We start from the raw sequence: 16,951 nt of genomic DNA on the forward strand, positions 1-16,951 counted from the left end.
AGTCAATTTATTTTTTCTTAAACCAAGAACGCATTCGCGAAAACAATCCAGGTTTTTCAGTCTGTTCTATGTTCATCAATGGCACTGTTTCACCTAATATCCGGCGTGCGATATTCCGATAACCCTGCGCCGCCTGATTGTTTTCCTGCAAAACAATTGGTTCTCCATGATTAGACGTAGAAATCACCTGATCATCATCAACAATTATTCCCAATAATTTAATTGATAAATGCCGCGTAATTTCATCAATATCCATCGCTTGACCATCATTCATTAAGTTCATTCGAATCCGATTAATAATCAGTTGTGGAGCTTCTTTGAAGTTGTGTTGTTCTAACAAACCAATAACTCGATCTGCATCTCGAACAGCTGAAATTTCTGGAGTTGAAACAACAATTGCAGTATCAGCCCCGGCAACAGCATTAACAAAGCCTTGCTCGATTCCAGCAGGACAATCAATCAACACAAAGTCAAAATCTGGTTTTAAATCTAAAACAATTTTCTTAACCTGTTCAGGATTTAAATCCGTCTTATCAGCATTTTGAGCAGCTGGCAGCAAAAAAAGCTTATCTTCAAATCGCTTGTCTTTAATTAAAGCTTGGTGTAATTTAGCTCGGCCACTAGCGACATCTACAATGTCATAAATAATGCGATTGTCCAAGCCCAAAATAACATCCAAATTTCTTAGTCCAATATCTAAATCCAGTAAACAAACCTTCTTGCCTTGTAACGCCAAGGCCGTTCCCAAATTGGCTGAAGTCGTGGTTTTACCCACGCCTCCTTTACCGGAAGTTATTACAATTGCTGTTCCCATTTTTAAAGTCCCCCCATCCTTGCAAAAAGTTTTGGTCGAATTTGTTTGACCTGTTCTCGTTGGGTATAGTCTAATACATGCAAATCATTTACATAGGCTGCCGTTTCAGCTGTTATCTGCTGCTTTTCTTGTGCAATAATTGCAACTGCATCAGAAATTCTAATTTGCTGAGCTTGGTGAAAATCGCCAACAATCACAGCCGCTGAATCATTCGGGTAACCGGCTTGTAAAATTCCTTCACAATTTCCTAATAAGAAAATGCTACCAGTGGTCCTTAACATTCCACCTTGATGTACTGCACCAATAAATAGAATATCACCAGTTAATTCTTTTACTTGACCATTGCGAATTATGCTGCCTTCTAAATGCAAACTACGCTTCAGCAACATTTCCTGAGCTTGAGTCGTTAATATAACCTCAGCTGAAAATTTATAAATTGAAAATTGTGGATAGGCACTTACTAACGTTTCAATTTTTTTTCGTTGCTCCGGTTGCAACAATCGCTTGCCGGTAGTTATCTCAAAAGAGACTGCCTTTTGTTGATTAAAGGTTTGCTTAACACTTAATTCAGCAAATAGCTGTTTTAATTCCTGTAAAATATCTGTAAAAGCCGCACTATCTTTTAGACTAATTTCATAACCGTCATTATGTCCCTTGAGAACGATGCTTTTCATGTTCAGGCACTCCTATTCTGAGAAAAATACTCAAAGAATTTCTTTAACGGTAAATACAAAATAACAAAAGCCGCCAAGTTATACGCCAAAGTCGGCCCTAGAGTTTTCCCAATGACTGTCGTAAGTGAAACGTCAGTATACGATATCAAAGAAAAAATTCCATAAAACAAAAATGTAATCACCGTAATGTCAATCAGACATATTAATAGTACCACAATAAATGACGGGGTGAAAAAACGAAACATTAATAAGGTCAAATAAACAATTAAGGGTAACAACATCATCATTGGTCCGACAATTCCAGTATAGTAAGTGTCAAAAATGGCTCCTGCTATGATTGACCAGAAGTAGGGATGATCGATTTGCCCAAAACACAGGGCCATAATTAGCCAGACAACAATCAAACGACTTTCAATCGAAGCATTTGCTTGAAAAAAACTGGCTGCAAAAACATTGCTGAAAATTCCATCCAACAGTAAACTGATCAACAACCCCAGCGGAAAAAAATAACGTAATTTAGAAATTCTCATTTACTTTTCACACACCCTTTAATCAGTTCTCTTAGCAACAGAAACAACCTCTAAGTCAGATAAGTCAGCAGCTGGTTTGATAAAAACCTTTGATGCCAGACCATAATCATCTTTTTCGACTTTAGTAACACGCCCAACATACAAGCCCTCTGGTGAATTACCACCCAGCCCAGAAGTGATTACGCGATCACCTTTTTTAATTTTCTTTTGCGAAGTAATCTGACCCATTGTTAACAGATTAGTCGATTTACTATAGCCAGTAATTAATCCATTGATATTGCCCGAATCACTTAAAATTTGTGTTGCAAACTGATTCGAACTACTATCATCATTACTAATTAACTCTACTTTGCTTGAAGCTGCACTGACTTCAACAATTCGTCCAATCAATCCATGTTGTGAAACAACCGCCTGATTCTTTTTAATCCCTGACAAAGAACCTTTATTAATGACTAATTGGTTTTGCCAAGAAGAAGGCGCACGTGAAACAACTGAAGCAGAAACTAAACTAAAATCAGTTAGACTATTTTTTAATTTCAATTCGGTTTTTAATTTTTTGTTTTCGCTTGTTAATGTTTGATTACGCACTTTTTCAGTTGCTAAACTATCAACTTGCTTTTTTAATTGCTGATTCTCGCTGTATGTGTTTAACAACTCAGAAATTGAATCCCCAACGGCTTTAATCCCATTGACCGGAGCACCCACAACCTGATTTACAACTCCAACAGCACTATTGCCAACTTGTTGAACAACAGTTGGTGTTTTTCGATTATTGCGAATTACAATTGAAAAAGCAATTAAGGAAAAGCCGATGATTAAAGTGATCAAAATAATAACTAATCTTTTGTTAAAGAAAAATCTTTGCATATTGTCCTCCAAAAAGACGAAAGCGTATCAAAAATTAAGAGGCTGGCCACAAGCCCCAACCTCCCAAAAGATACGCCATTCATCGTCAATATTATTTTTTCTTCATCACATCAATATTTTTCAGCGATTCGCCAGTCCCAATTGCGACACAATCTAATGGTTCAGAGGCAATAAAGACTGGAACTTTCGTTGCTTCAGAAATAACTTCTGGCAAATGACGTAATTGTGCTCCGCCACCTGTCAAAACGATCCCATGATCAATTACATCAGCAGCAATTTCAGGTGAAGTTTCTTCGAGAGTTTCTTTGATAGCTGCAATAACTTCTTGAATTACTTCTTGAATTGCCCGAGCTACATCTACTGCTTCAATTTCAATTGTCTTTGGTAACCCTGTAATCAAATCGCGACCACGAATTGTTTGCTTATCTAATTCAGCTGCTTTTTCAATTGAAGCTGAGGCAATATCAATTTTTAATTTTTCAGCTGTCCGTTCACCAATCAACAAATTAAAATGTTGTCTGACATAGGAAGTTATAGATTCATCCAATTTGTCACCAGCCATCCGAATTGAACGGCTTGAAACAATTCCACCTAGTGAAATAGTAGCTACATCAGTAGTGCCACCACCAATATCAACCACCATACTACCGGTCGGATCCATAACTGGCAAACCAGCACCAATCGCAGCAGCGAAAGGTTCTTCAATCACATAAGCATCCCGTGCTCCAGCTACTCGAGTAGCATCAATAACTGCACGTTTTTCAACTTCAGTTACCCCGCTTGGAACACAAACCATTACATATGGTTTTCCAGCTCGATGACCTAATGCTTTATCAATATAATACTTCATCATCGCAACTGTCGTATCATAATCAGCAATCACACCATCTTTCATTGGTCGAATCGCCACAATACTTGCCGGAGTACGACCGATCATATCGCGAGCTTCTGAACCGACTGACACAATTTCACCGGTTTTTGTATTTTTAGCTACTACTGAGGGCTCACGTAAAACAATCCCTTTTCCTTCAGCATAGACAATTGTATTAGCTGTTCCTAAATCAATTCCAATATTTTTCGTTCCTAATCCGAACACTATTTTTCATCCCTTCACAAACCGTCTCTTCGTTTACATTCTTGAGACTTTAGTCACATATATAGATTATATCATACCTTGGCGACAGCGTTCAGACAATTTAGCTGTAGCTTTAATTACTTATTAAATTACTTATCTACCATAACTGATTTATTTTATTTTTAACAGTCACTGGTGGATTCTTAATCATTATTTAAATCATCTGTCTAGAGATTAATTGCTGACAAAGTTTTTTCTCACTTGACGGCAAAAAGTAACTTTTTCATCGACAACTAATATCTTAACAACCATCTTTTTTGATACTAGTAAATGAATAACAATATGATCACTTGGTTGTCCCTTTGGTCTATAATATATTTCTACAACAAAAACGTAATTTCACCAAGTGATAATTTAATATCCTTATTCATAATACTATTGAAAGTCTAACATAAGGCTATCTGTCCGACAAGAAATAAACCAAGATTTAATCAATTTATCAAGGGTAAGGGCAATATTTTACACCATTAATTGTCGAAGTCCTATTTAAGTACTTTTTGTTCACGAAGACTTAAATACTGAACAGCTCCAATAATCAAATGATCAAGTAGACCAATTCCTAAGAGCTGACCACACTGCTGAAGTCTTTTAGTTAGGTGCAAATCATTAGGGGATGGTCGAGGATCGCCGCTAGGATGATTATGTGCCACAATTATTCTCGCGGTTGGATAGTGTAAAGCATAATTAAAAATTTCACGTGGATGGACAGTTGCTGCATCAAGCGTCCCTTTAAATAAAATTTTTCGAGCTAAGACTTGATTTTTAGTATCCAGTAAAATTACAATTAGTACTTCCTGCTGGTACAAGCCAAATTCAGCAACTAATTGTTCTCCCAACTGATTACTACCTGTTACTTGCCCTAAAATTAATTTAGGACGTTTTGCTAACCTTTCAGCGAATTCACATAAAAGATTGCCTTGATTAGCTGCAAAACAACTACCTAACCATTGTTGCCAATCTGTTGGAGTAAAATATTTTAATTGGCGCAGATCAATATGCTGTTCGAAAAATTCATTGACTCGCTGACTGGCTGCGGATATTCCCGCAAAAGATTTTAAAATTAATAACAGCAACTCATGATCGCTGAGTGCAGCAGCTTGTTGTAATTTGAATTTCTCTATAACTGATTTTTCTGATAAATTTTGTTTCATAAAAAAGCCCCCTTCTAATTAACAAATACGCTAATTAAAAAGGAGTTCATCTTATTTTTGAATAAAATCACGTACAGCCGCTAAGTTTGGTAAAACCGCCGTCGCTTTGGCAGCAATTTGAGGAGTTGGTTCAATTAAATCTGGAATCATAATTCCAGGGATCTCAGCTTGATTAGCCGCTAAAATGCCGTTAACAGAATCTTCGAGAACTAAAGCCGCCTTTTTAGCTGGTGCCCCAGCTTGCTGCCATGCCTTTTCAAAGATATCCGGTGCTGGTTTAGCATTAACAACATCGTCACCTGAAGTAATCTGATCAAATACACCGTGCATGTTTGAGTGATCCAAGAAAAAATCAATTGCTTCGCGATCATTACTTGAAGCTAAAACTTGCTTAATCTGGTGCTGCCTTAAAAATTGACTTAATTCGGCAAAGCCTTTTTTTAGAGGCAAACCATGAGCAACTACTTCTTCTTTAACATATTGATGACTCAAGTCAATGAATTTTTCAATCAGTGAACGACTGCCATAATCACGACTCATTCGCCGTAACATCAAGCCATTTCCGGCACCGATATATTGGCGGTAGTATGCCAAACTAAAATCCATTCCCAATTGCTTAGCTGCCCTTGAATTTGATTGAAAGTAGACTTTTTCTGAGTCAAATACCAAACCATCCATATCAAAAATCATCAATTTCAAATCCATAGTTTAAATCTCCTCTTTTAATCAACAAAATAATGTCGGACATCTGAAATAAAATACAACGAACCACAAAACAATAATAAATCATCCACAGACATTTGCTGAACATTTTTTACTAGTGCCTGTCGCCAATCAGCGCAATATGAAACGCGTGAACTTTCGGCCAATTGCTGTTCATCAGCCAGCATTCGGGGTGCTGCAAACTCAGTCAAAGTTAGTTCTAGTTGCGGAACTTTTAACAATTCGTTAATCATTGCTGCCGGTTGCTTATCAGCTAAAATGGCTGCGATAGCGAAAACTTTAGTTCCTTTAAAATATGTCTGCAAAGTTTGCCGCAATTCTTGAAAAGCAGCCAAATTATGTGCTCCATCTAAAATAACCAGTGGCTGCGAGTTCACCGGTTCAAAGCGGCCAGGCCAGCTGGTATTGCCTAGCGCTGCAGAAATGGCCGGCAATTGCCACTTCAACTCTAACTGCTTAGCTGCCAATAGAAAAGCTGTTAATGCAACTGCCGCATTTGCTGGTTGAAAACTACCTAAAAGAGCTAACGGCAAGTTTTTTAAATATTCATTTTGACCGCGGTAGTTAATAATTTCACCCCAATCAGCCGCTGCTTTGGCCGCCACTTCAAACTCAGCTCCTAATTGATAAACAGGTGCTTTTTCCTGCTGGGCTTTTTGTAAAATCACTTGCAAAGCAGCTGGTGGAATTTTACCTAACACAACCGGACAATCAGATTTAATTATTCCGGCTTTATGTTCAGCAATTTGCGCTAAAGTCGTTCCTAGTAGTTTTGCGTGATCATGTGCAACCGTTGTAATCACAGAAACCATTGGAGAAATAATATTTGTTGAATCGTACTTGCCACCAATTCCGACCTCAATAATTGCCACATCTGGTTGTTTTTGAGCAAAATACAAAAACATTATCGCCGTAATGATTTCAAATTCTGTGGGACCGCCACCCTGATTTTTCAGCCGCTGATCAAGTTTAGCAACAACTGGTTGAACTTGATTAACTAATGCGATTAACTCTTGGTCACTAATCATTTGCCCATCAAAAGTGATCCGATCATTAAAACGAACAATAAAAGGTGATGTATAAGTTCCAACATGCAGACCTTGTTTTAAAAATAATTCACGCAAAAAGGCAACTGTTGAGCCTTTACCATTAGTTCCGGTCACGTGAATTGATTTGAATTTTCTTTCTGGATTGCCTAATTCAGCAGCAAACAGACGCATTCGATCCAACTGCGGACTTTTCTTAAATTTTGTGCGACCATGAATAAATGCCAAAGCTGCCTGATAATCTTTAACTGCCAACTTTCCTGCCTCCCGCTTCTTCTCTTTCACATTTTAACTTAACGCGAAAAAAAACACTAGTTGAAATTTATAGTTCATTTCAACTAGTGTTAAAAAAGTTTTAGGACTTATCTATCCAGCTTGCAAATCCTTAATTCGTTGTTCAGCCGCTGCTTGTTTCGCTTGATAATCAGCTAACTTGGCTTTTTCAGCTGCCACAACCTGCTCAGGTGCTTTGGCAACAAAGTTCTGATTAGCTAATTTTTTCTCTGCTCGTTCAGCCTCACTGGCAAACTTAGCAGCTTCTTTTTTCATGCGCTTAATTTCTTCGTCCAAATCGATTAAATCAGCTAAAGGTAAATAAACCTCAGCCCCCGTAATCACCGAAGTTAATGACAGTTTTGGTGCCTTGATTGACTCATCAATAATCAATTTGCGTGGATGACAGAACCGCTCAATATAATCATGATTGGTTTCAAAAATTTGTTTAACTTCAGCTGACGCCGGCTTAATCAAAATTTCAATTGCACTTGATAAGGGAGCATTAACTTCAGCTCGACTATTACGAACCGCTTTAATCAATTCAATCAAATTTTCCATCTGCTTTTCAGCTGCCGGATCATTGTATTCTGCATGAACAACCGGATATGCAGCATTAACTAATGATTTTCCTTGATGTGGCATTGTCAGCCAAATCTTTTCAGTTACAAATGGCATAATTGGGTGCAGTAACCGCAAAGTTTGATCTAAGACATAGCACAGAATTTGTTGTGTCTTAGCTTTAGCTGCCGTATCAGTGCCATTAAGGTCTTGTTTGGACATTTCAATGTACCAATCACAAAAATCATCCCAGATAAAGTTGTATAATGCCCGACCAGCTTCACCAAATTCAAAACTGTCAAATAAGCGAGTAACATCAGCAACTGTCTGATTTAAGCGACTAATAATCCACTTATCAGCTAACTTCCAAGTAGTCTGTTCCGGTAAAGTCGGCTGTGTATCATCAGCTAAATTCATGATTACAAATCGACTAGCATTCCAAATTTTGTTAATAAAATTCCAAGCAGCATCCATTTTTTTATAACTGAAACGGACATCTTGCCCCGGAGCTGAACCATTGGATAAGAACCACCGCAGGGCATCTGCACCATATTTTTCGATGACGTCCATCGGGTCAATCCCATTTCCCAATGATTTACTCATCTTGCGTCCTTGTTCATCGCGAATTAGGCCATGGATTAAAACATGCTTGAATGGTCTCCTACCAGTAAATTCAAGACTTTGGAAAATCATCCGTGATACCCAGAAAAAGATAATGTCATACCCTGTAACTAAGGTATCAGTTGGGAAGTAACGTTTAAAATCAGCAGCATTTTCATTTGGCCAACCCATTGTTGAAAATGGCCACAAAGCACTTGAAAACCAAGTGTCCAACACGTCTGGATCTTGTTCCCAATTTTCGATATCTTTAGGAGCCTCTTCACCAACGTAAATTTCACCAGTTTGTTTATGATACCAAGCCGGGATCTGGTGTCCCCACCACAATTGACGTGAAATAACCCAATCATGAACATTTTCCATCCATTGGGAAAAGGTGTTTTCAAATCGATCTGGTACAAAGTCAACTCGATCAGCTGTTTTTTGATTTTTTAAAGCTGCCTCAGCTAATGGTTTCATTTTAACAAACCACTGAGTTGACAATCGCGCTTCAACTTGGACTCCAGTTCGTTCAGAGTGCCCAACACTATGGACGATCGGTTCAACTCGCAAGAGATAGCCTTGATCTTCTAAATCAGCTACAATCGCTTTGCGGGCAGTAAAGCGATCCATGCCTTGATATTTGCCGGCATTCTCATTCATAGTCGCGTCTTCGTTCATTGTATTGATTCGTTTCAAATGATGACGATTACCGACACCAAAATCGTTCGGGTCATGAGCCGGCGTAATTTTTACCATCCCAGTTCCAAATTCTGGGTCGACATAGTCATCAGCAATAATCGGAATCTGACGTCCTTGCAACGGCAAAACCAACATTTTGCCAACAATTGCTTGATAACGCTCATCATTAGGATTAACAGCAACTGCAACATCACCCATCATAGTCTCAGGACGGGTCGTCGCAATTTCAATATAGTGCTCACCATTATAAGTATCTTGCGGATCCAAGAATGGATATTTGACGTGATAAAATGCGCCTTTAGTATCTTTATGAATAACTTCAATATCAGATAAAGCCGTTCTCGCTTTAGGGTCCCAATTAATAATATATTCACCGCGATAAATTAAGCCTTTTTGGTACAGTGCAACAAAAACACGGCGAACTGCTTGAGACAAGCCTTCATCTAGCGTAAACCGTTCACGATCATAATCTAACGACAAACCTAACTTGGCCCACTGCTGATGGATAATATCAGCATATTCTTTTTTCCATTTCCAAACTGTTTCAATAAATTTCTCGCGACCTAAATCATATCGGGAGATATTTTTTTCTGCTAGTCGAGCTTCAACTTTAGCCTGAGTTGCAATTCCCGCATGGTCCATGCCTGGCAGCCATAGAGTATCATAACCCTGCATTCTCTTTTGACGAATAACCATATCTTGCAAAGTTGTGTCCCAAGCATGACCTAAATGCAACTTGCCAGTAACATTAGGCGGGGGGATAACAACAGAATATGGTTTAGCCTTTGAATTTCCGCTCGGACGGAATAATTTTTCATCTAACCATGTTTGATAACGACCTGGTTCAACTTGTTGCGGATCGTACTTGGTTGACATTTCAATTTCCCTTGTCATTAGATTCCTCCTTTAAAAATTAGGCAATTTTCATAAAAAAAAGCCGTCCTATCTACATAGGACGACAAAGCCGTGGTACCACCTAAATTGAGTTATTACTCCACTCAAAAAATTGTTAACGGAATTTTTTCCGACTGAGTTTACTAATCTTCAATCCAGCGGCTCACAAGCTACATTCAAATCATCGTTAGAGAATCTCTCACCAATTGATTCATTCGCTGACTAACTAATGTATTTGAAACTCTCGATCATTGCCTTTATGCGCTATCTTATCCTTAATTATTGAGGTCGTCAAGCTATTTTACAAAAATTCTGAGAAAGCTGGCTGCTCTTCAGTCAAAAACTTTTCATCAGCTTTGATTTCAGTAATTTTAATTCCAGCTAAAGCTCGTTCCATCAAACCAGAAACATCCAAACGACTCTCATACTCACGGGCTCGATCTAATCTTGGTTTAGTCTTAGGTGCCGGTGGTGCAAAAATCGTACAACAATCTTCAAATGGCATAACCGATAAATCAAACGTACCAATTTTTTCGGCAATTTCAATAATTTCATTTTTATCTAATGAAACTACTGGCCGCAAGATTGGCAAACTAGTAACATCGTTGATAGCAACCATGCTTTCCAAAGTTTGCGAGGCTACTTGACCTAATGATTCGCCATTAAAGATTGCTAAAGCATCACGTTTTTGGGCAATTGCAGCCGCTAAGCGTAACATGAATCGGCGTTGAACCGTCATTAAGTAACCCTCTGGCACATCATGCTTAACCGTTTCTTGGATTTCAGTAAATGGTACCTGAATAAATTTGATGCTGCCACCAAAGAGGGCTAATTTAGCGGTTAATTCCTGTGCTTTATGCAATGCCTGTTCACTAGTGTAAGGTGGACTGAAAAAGTGAACCATTTCTAAATCAACTCCACGCTTTAAAGCCAGATACCCAGCAACTGGCGAGTCAATTCCACCGGAAATCATTAAAAGTCCTTTGCCCGCCGTTCCAACTGGCAGTCCTCCTGCCCCTTGGATCGTTTTTCCCGACAAGAAAATCCCATTTTTGCGAATCTCCACTCGCAAAATCAAATCTGGGTCTTTCATCTTAACTTGAATTCCGGGTAAATTATCTAAGATATACCCCCCCAGTAAATCATTCATTTGATTGGTATCTAATTTAAAATCATGATCTGACCGGCGGGTGTTAATTTTAAAAGTCATCCCGGGTTGAAATTGTTCTTTGATCATCGCCAAAGCCGTCTGTTTGACACTTTCTAAATCACGTTCAACCCGAATTGATGGTGAAAAGTTTTGAATGCCAAAAACTTGTTGCAAGCGGTCCATTACTTGCTGACTATCAGCCCCATGAAGCTGAATGTGCATCCGATCACGCTGCGCTTTAACAATCACTTGTTCAAAATCATGCAAAACTTCACGTGTATTAAATGCTAAGCGATCGATAAAGCTGCGGCGATTCTTCCCCTTGGTTGACAATTCGCCATAACGAACCATAATTTCAGTATATTCCAATTATTTATCTCCTCGTATTAGATCTTCATTTTTTTATAATTTGCTTTTTAAAAGTTTATTTTTAAGAATTAATTTTTGCAAAACGATGATATAGCTGATCAAAGACCTGCATAAATTGATGTGCTTCAGCCATAGTATTATTCTCATCCAAACTAACTCTAATAGCTGAAGTCGCAATTTTTTCAGGAATTTTCATCGCGTGTAAGGTGCCAGAAATAACATGTTTTTTTGAAGAACAAGCACTGGTCGTCGAAATATAAATTTGCTGAGCTTCAAAAGCATGCACAATTGTTTCTCCACGAACTCCATCAATTGTGAAGCACAAAATATGTGGTGCAAAGGTTTGATCCACTTGTGAAAACATGGTAACCTTTGGATATTTAATTAACTGATCATGCAAATACTTTTTGATTGCTGCCTGTTGTTGAACCTTTTCAGTCTCATTTTCTTTTAAAAGCCGTAATGCACGAGCCATTGCTGCAATTGCCGGTAAATTTTCAGTTCCGCTCCGTAAATTTTTTTCCTGACCGCCACCACTCATTAGGGGTGCAATTTTCCGGACACGACGTTTATACATAATTCCAATTCCTCGTGGAGCATGGAATTTATGCCCTGAAAAAGTTACAAAATCAACACGGTCGTTCATAATCATTGATTGAATCCCCTTGCCAATTCCTTGTACAGCATCAATATGATAATGAATTTTAGGATATTTTTTCAGAATTTCAGCAATCTCTAATTGAGGCTGAATTGCGCCAACTTCATTGTTGACCGCCATAATTGATACCAAAATCGTATCTGAACGAATCGCTTTAGCTAAATCAACCGGTGAAACATGTCCTGTCTGGTCTACTGGTAGATAGGTCACTTCAAAGCCAAGTTTCTCCAGTTGTGCTAAAGAATTCAAGACCGCTGGATGTTCAACACTTGAAGCAATTATATGTTTACCATAAATATGTTTTTCAATTGCCGTTCCTTTAATAACCCAATTATCACCTTCAGTACCACCACTAGTAAAATAAATTTCATCAGCTTGAACTCCTAATAAGTCGGCAATTTGCTGTCTTGACTGTTCCAACAAACCATAAGCTTGTTCACCTAAGTCATGCAATGAAGAAGGATTTCCCCAAACTTTTTTAGAAACTTGTTCATAAGTGGTTAAAACCGCTGGTGCGATTTTTGTGGTTGCACTATTATCAAAATAAATCATTTTTTCCTCCAATATATTATAATTCACGAAAAAAGCAGCAAATTAATTCTTGCCGCTTACTAACTATTTGTCAATTACTAAATTTATTTTTTAGGATTTTTTGCATAATATTCGTCTTCTAATTTTTGGTACGCTCCTGGTTCAACCTGATCAATGGCGGTAGCAATTTTTTCTAAACTTGCTGCATAATCAAATTTTTGATTAAACAAAATTCCAGCTTGTTGAGCTGCCTGAGCCACTTCTGGATAACGAGTCTTATAACGATTAGCATACTGGAGTAAAATTTCAGCTAAAGCAGCGCTGTCTGTAATATCGTTAGCTTTTTCTGCTAATTTATCCAAATCGGCCTGAATATCCAATAATTGCTTAGTAATTGCTGCTAAATCAATTTTAAGCTGTTCTAAGTCTGTCATTAACTGTTCAATTGATTTGCTAACGGCAAAGAAAAATTCCAAGTAAGCTTTTGGTAGTCCTGGTAAATTTTGTTTACCTAACTGTCGGCGAATTCGATGAATTTCCAAATCAAATTCTTGAGCTGCCTGACGAGCGGCTTTTTCTTCGTGCCATAGTCCTTGAATACTCTGGTTAATTTCAGTTTGCTGTTTTTCAATCACAACTAATTTTTCTGCTTGCTCTTGCTGCTGCAACAAAACTGCTGAATAAATTGGTTTTCCTTCAAGAATATCTTGTTCAGTTTGCTTGAAATTATGTTCCAATTGATTTAATTGATTTTCAAGTTTACGACCATTTTCCATCTCATGATGATTAAAAGTATAGTTTTGCTGTAGCCTTTCTAATTCAACTAACAGTTCACGTTGCTGCAAACGTGCGTGCCGGATAAATTGTTTTAATTTTGGACGCTGCTGTTGGACAGTTTGACGTGCTTTAATTTCTGCCTCAAAAAGATCATACAAATCGTTAATTTGTTGATTAATTTCCTGATCACGTTTAATGGCAATCGAGAGTTTTAATTCTTTCAGATCAATAATATTCTCTGCTAAAGCCGATTGGAGGCCTGTTAATTCAGTTGATAAATCTTGTTTAAAACCATACTTTTGTTTAGCTAATTGCTGGGCTCCCTGCCCAAGTTCAGTCAACTGCTCTGGAAAGACATTTTTTAAATTTCGATAAAGCGGTGGGATTTGTTTAATTTGCTGCGCTAAAACAGTCGTGTTTTTTTCAAGTTGGCGCAATTCTTGATCTGCTGCAAGATAATCACCTTGGCGCGCTAATTTGCCATAATGATCAAATGCCGCTTCTAAATTGCTGAGATTTTCTTCCAACTGATCAATACTTGGACCAAAGGAAAAATTTTTAGCCAGTAATGTCTTGCGCAATTTTTGATACTGTTGTTCTAATTCCTGCCGTTTTTTTTGATGGAGTTGATTGCTACTCTTTAAATTTACAATTTCTCGATTGGTTTTCTTCTGTAGCTCACTAGCGTTACGTAACTTAGCTGCAATTGTGTCAAGTTCCCGCTTGACTGCTAGAAAGCGATAGTGGCTGCAGGCTTCCTGTAATTCTTTTAATCGTTCAGAAATTTCTGGAAGGCGGTGATTAACTAAATATAAGTAGCTCTGCTTGGTTTGTTCAAAATGTTCTAAAGTTTCTCCTGAAAGATGGACCTCTTTCATATTGGTTAAATCATCATTGAGCGATGACTGAATAATCGTGCTGACTTGTTGCTGTTGCTGCACAATTTCTTGCGCGTACTTGCGCTGCAGATAAAAAAATATCGCATATCCAACCACTGCTACAACTATAATTATACCCAAAATCAGTGTCATCTTTCCCACACTCCTAAAATTTTTCGCAATTAACCGTAATCCACTTGCTTTATCCCGCTATCAAAGTTAAAATCTAGTTCTGATTATAACATAAGTAACTATTGAGATACATGAATCAGCCACAGGAAATGGGGTAAATTATGAATAAAGAACATCTATTGGTTAAACAAGTAGCTGCTTTAGTTGACGGAGAAGAGAATTTAATCGCCAATCTGGCTAATACAGCTGCGCTATTATATAATAACTTGCCTGATGTCAGTTGGAGTGGATTTTATTGTTATCACCCCCAAAACCAACAATTAATTCTTGGGCCCTTCCAAGGAAACCCGGCCTGCACCAGAATTGCTGCTGGAAAAGGTGTTTGCGGTCAAGCATGGCAACAAGAAAAAACTATAGTTGTACCTGATGTCCATCAATTTGCTGGCCATATTGCTTGTGATGCTGCCACCAACTCAGAAATAGTTATTCCCTTAAAAAATACTCAAACTACTTGGGGGGTACTTGACCTTGACTCAACTAGTTTTAGCCGCTTTTCTTCTTTGGAACAAACCTTTTTAGAAGAAATTGCTGAAATAATTGGATCTCTAAATAAAACCGCTTGACTAAAATAGCAGTTTTTGCTAGGATAACCATTGTGTAAAATAATGCAGCAGTTTGCGGTAAGCTCGTCAACATTTGCTTGCCAAATTGGTTCAATTAGTAACTCTTCGGCTGCAAGAGCGAAAATTGCAAAAGTAAATGCACGAATACTAAACAGACATTCGCTTATTTTACTCCAAAAAATATTTATTGGAGGATTTTTATGTCACGTTATACAGGTCCAAGTTGGAAAATCTCTCGTCGTCTCGGAATTTCACTGAGCGGAACTGGTAAGGAATTGTCACGTCGCCCATATGCTCCTGGCGATCATGGTCAAAACAATCGTCGCAAACTTTCTGAATATGGTTTGCAATTGCGTGAAAAACAGAAGTTACGCATGATGTACGGAATGACTGAACGTCAGTTTGCTAACTTATTCTCACGTGCTGGTAAGATTCGTGAAGGCCGTCATGGCGATAACTTCATGGTATTATTGGAACGTCGTTTGGATAACTTAGTTTATCGTTTAGGTTTAGCAACTACCCGTCGTCAGGCTCGTCAGTTGGTTAACCATGGTCACATCACAGTTAACGGCAAACGCGTAGATATCCCTTCATATGAAGTTTCAGTTGGCGATGTTATCTCATTACGTGAACGTTCAAAAGATTTAAAAGTTGTTAAAGAGTCACTTGAAGCTATTGTTGGTCGTCCAGGATATGTTTCATTTGATGATAACAAGCTTGAAGGTAGCTTAGTTCGTTTACCACAGCGTGACGAATTGGAAGCTGAAATTGATGAATCACTGATTGTTGAATACTACAACAAACTTTAATTTAGTCATTAAAAAAACTGGAGCTTACTCCAGTTTTTTTTTATTCAAATATCCTAAAGTTCATTATTTAAAATTTCAAAGTGATATTTTCTAATATGCTCTTTTAAAAACTCTAAATACGCTTGAGCAATTGGTGATAATTCCATTTGTTTATGCTTTAACCAGCCAATCGTGCTTGTTTCAGCAACATTCAATGGAATCGAAACAATTTTATCATCATTCAAATCACTACTAATAATTCCTGAACTGATCGTGTAACCATTTATCCCAACCATAAGATTAAAAATCGTTGCACGATCACTAACTTTAACATTCATTTTATAATTTTGATTACTTAAAATTTCTTCTTCAAAATAGAAAGAATTGTTATCTCCTTGTTCATAAGAAAGATATGGATAATCACTCAAATCTGTTAATTTGAGTGATTTTTTTTGAGTTAAAGGGTTATCCCGGCTAAGAAAAACATGAGGTTGAACATGAAATAATGGATGGAATTCTAAATTACTGTCACGAAATAAATTTTGTAATACTTTTTGATTGAAACGATTTAAGTACAACACCCCAATCTCACTTTTAAAACTGGCTAAATCTTTGATAATATTTTCAGTTTCAGTTTCCCGTAAAGTAAACTGAAACTCCTCGGTATTCACACTTTTTATCAGTTCAACAAAAGCGTGAACTACAAAGGCATAGTGCTGAGCCGAAACTGAAAAAGCCTGCTTTCTTGGAAGTTGTTTTTTATATTTTTGATCAAGCAAATTAACTTGATCTAATATTTGATTAGCATAGGCCATAAATTCACGACCATCATTAGTCAAAATGACACCAGTTTGTTGTCGTCGTAAAATCTGAATCCCCATCTCTGTCTCTAACTCTTTGATTGCTTTTGATAAACTTGGCTGAGTCAAAAAAAGTTCTTTTGCTGCAACGTTGATCGATCCAACAGCTACCACCTTTTCCAAATACTTCAATTGCTGTAAACGCATCTATGCCCCTCATTTCATTAAGTATAGCTAAAGGTTAGCTCTAGCCATAGATTAAATTAATACACTGCTTT

Annotated in this window: 15 protein-coding genes and 1 other annotated feature; of the genes, 2 read left to right on the plus strand and 13 right to left on the minus strand. The window is 37.6% G+C overall.

The features are described 5' to 3' along the window. Positions 1-7: 7 nt before the first annotated feature. The 12 genes from minD to ezrA form a co-directional block, all read right to left on the minus strand. Complete coding sequence (gene minD / locus G6O73_RS05915; RefSeq protein ID WP_057885531.1) at positions 8-814, minus strand: septum site-determining protein MinD; 807 nt, start codon at positions 812-814, stop codon at positions 8-10. A gap of 2 nt (positions 815-816) precedes the next feature. Then, positions 817-1,488, minus strand: a complete 672-nt coding sequence (locus G6O73_RS05920; protein WP_057885530.1) for a septum site-determining protein MinC — start codon at positions 1,486-1,488, stop codon at positions 817-819. 2 nt (positions 1,489-1,490) lie between these two features. Beyond that, on the minus strand, positions 1,491-2,018 hold the full coding sequence (mreD, locus tag G6O73_RS05925) for a rod shape-determining protein MreD (protein ID WP_057885529.1): 528 nt from the start codon (positions 2,016-2,018) through the stop codon (positions 1,491-1,493). 18 nt (positions 2,019-2,036) lie between these two features. Continuing rightward, positions 2,037-2,885, minus strand: coding sequence for a rod shape-determining protein MreC (gene mreC, locus G6O73_RS05930; protein WP_057885528.1), 849 nt, complete (start codon positions 2,883-2,885; stop codon positions 2,037-2,039). A 91-nt stretch (positions 2,886-2,976) separates the two neighbouring features. Next, positions 2,977-3,981, minus strand: a complete 1,005-nt coding sequence (locus G6O73_RS05935) for a rod shape-determining protein (RefSeq protein ID WP_057885527.1) — start codon at positions 3,979-3,981, stop codon at positions 2,977-2,979. A 521-nt stretch (positions 3,982-4,502) separates the two neighbouring features. Continuing rightward, the gene (locus G6O73_RS05940) at positions 4,503-5,171 is read right to left on the minus strand and encodes a JAB domain-containing protein (protein ID WP_057885526.1); all 669 of its coding nucleotides are present in this window, start codon (positions 5,169-5,171) and stop codon (positions 4,503-4,505) included. 51 nt (positions 5,172-5,222) lie between these two features. Beyond that, positions 5,223-5,876, minus strand: coding sequence for an HAD family hydrolase (locus G6O73_RS05945; RefSeq protein ID WP_057885525.1), 654 nt, complete (start codon positions 5,874-5,876; stop codon positions 5,223-5,225). Positions 5,877-5,893: 17 nt separating this feature from the next. Beyond that, a complete protein-coding gene (locus tag G6O73_RS05950; RefSeq protein ID WP_057885524.1) occupies positions 5,894-7,195 on the minus strand; it encodes a bifunctional folylpolyglutamate synthase/dihydrofolate synthase in 1,302 nt (433 codons plus the stop codon). A gap of 111 nt (positions 7,196-7,306) precedes the next feature. Then, entirely contained in the window at positions 7,307-9,967 is a 2,661-nt protein-coding gene (locus tag G6O73_RS05955) for a valine--tRNA ligase (protein ID WP_057885523.1), read from the minus strand. A gap of 54 nt (positions 9,968-10,021) precedes the next feature. Next, positions 10,022-10,228, minus strand: a binding site (T-box leader). A 40-nt stretch (positions 10,229-10,268) separates the two neighbouring features. After that, a complete protein-coding gene (gene thiI / locus G6O73_RS05960; RefSeq protein ID WP_057885522.1) occupies positions 10,269-11,486 on the minus strand; it encodes a tRNA uracil 4-sulfurtransferase ThiI in 1,218 nt (405 codons plus the stop codon). A gap of 61 nt (positions 11,487-11,547) precedes the next feature. Beyond that, positions 11,548-12,696 (minus strand): cysteine desulfurase family protein, encoded by a 1,149-nt coding sequence (locus tag G6O73_RS05965; protein ID WP_057885521.1) that lies wholly within the window; start codon positions 12,694-12,696, stop codon positions 11,548-11,550. Positions 12,697-12,779: 83 nt separating this feature from the next. Next, a complete protein-coding gene (gene ezrA / locus G6O73_RS05970; protein WP_057885520.1) occupies positions 12,780-14,483 on the minus strand; it encodes a septation ring formation regulator EzrA in 1,704 nt (567 codons plus the stop codon). Between the two features lie 140 nt (positions 14,484-14,623). Here ezrA and G6O73_RS05975 point away from each other — a divergent pair, with 140 nt between their 5' ends. Further along, entirely contained in the window at positions 14,624-15,085 is a 462-nt protein-coding gene (locus G6O73_RS05975) for a GAF domain-containing protein (protein ID WP_057885519.1), read from the plus strand. A gap of 200 nt (positions 15,086-15,285) precedes the next feature. Next, positions 15,286-15,894, plus strand: coding sequence for a 30S ribosomal protein S4 (gene rpsD / locus G6O73_RS05980; RefSeq protein ID WP_057885518.1), 609 nt, complete (start codon positions 15,286-15,288; stop codon positions 15,892-15,894). Between the two features lie 53 nt (positions 15,895-15,947). Here the strand turns inward: rpsD and G6O73_RS05985 are convergent, their stop codons facing one another. Then, a complete protein-coding gene (locus G6O73_RS05985) occupies positions 15,948-16,880 on the minus strand; it encodes a LysR family transcriptional regulator (protein WP_057885517.1) in 933 nt (310 codons plus the stop codon). Between the last annotated feature and the right edge of the window lie 71 nt (positions 16,881-16,951).

Source organism: Liquorilactobacillus nagelii DSM 13675, from assembly GCF_019444005.1.
In the GTDB taxonomy this organism is placed as follows: domain Bacteria; phylum Bacillota; class Bacilli; order Lactobacillales; family Lactobacillaceae; genus Liquorilactobacillus; species Liquorilactobacillus nagelii.

Excerpts from the sequence above, each read along its gene's own strand:
- minD (WP_057885531.1), bottom strand. The coding sequence starts at position 814 with ATGGGAACAGCAATTGTAATAACTTCCGGTAAAGGAGGCGTGGGTAAA.
- G6O73_RS05945 (WP_057885525.1), bottom strand. The coding sequence starts at position 5,876 with ATGGATTTGAAATTGATGATTTTTGATATGGATGGTTTGGTATTTGAC.
- mreC (WP_057885528.1), bottom strand. The coding sequence starts at position 2,885 with ATGCAAAGATTTTTCTTTAACAAAAGATTAGTTATTATTTTGATCACT.
- G6O73_RS05975 (WP_057885519.1), top strand. The coding sequence starts at position 14,624 with ATGAATAAAGAACATCTATTGGTTAAACAAGTAGCTGCTTTAGTTGAC.
- G6O73_RS05940 (WP_057885526.1), bottom strand. The coding sequence starts at position 5,171 with ATGAAACAAAATTTATCAGAAAAATCAGTTATAGAGAAATTCAAATTA.
- ezrA (WP_057885520.1), bottom strand. The coding sequence starts at position 14,483 with ATGACACTGATTTTGGGTATAATTATAGTTGTAGCAGTGGTTGGATAT.
- G6O73_RS05965 (WP_057885521.1), bottom strand. The coding sequence starts at position 12,696 with ATGATTTATTTTGATAATAGTGCAACCACAAAAATCGCACCAGCGGTT.
- G6O73_RS05955 (WP_057885523.1), bottom strand. The coding sequence starts at position 9,967 with ATGACAAGGGAAATTGAAATGTCAACCAAGTACGATCCGCAACAAGTT.
- rpsD (WP_057885518.1), top strand. The coding sequence starts at position 15,286 with ATGTCACGTTATACAGGTCCAAGTTGGAAAATCTCTCGTCGTCTCGGA.
- G6O73_RS05920 (WP_057885530.1), bottom strand. The coding sequence starts at position 1,488 with ATGAAAAGCATCGTTCTCAAGGGACATAATGACGGTTATGAAATTAGT.
- mreD (WP_057885529.1), bottom strand. The coding sequence starts at position 2,018 with ATGAGAATTTCTAAATTACGTTATTTTTTTCCGCTGGGGTTGTTGATC.
- G6O73_RS05985 (WP_057885517.1), bottom strand. The coding sequence starts at position 16,880 with ATGCGTTTACAGCAATTGAAGTATTTGGAAAAGGTGGTAGCTGTTGGA.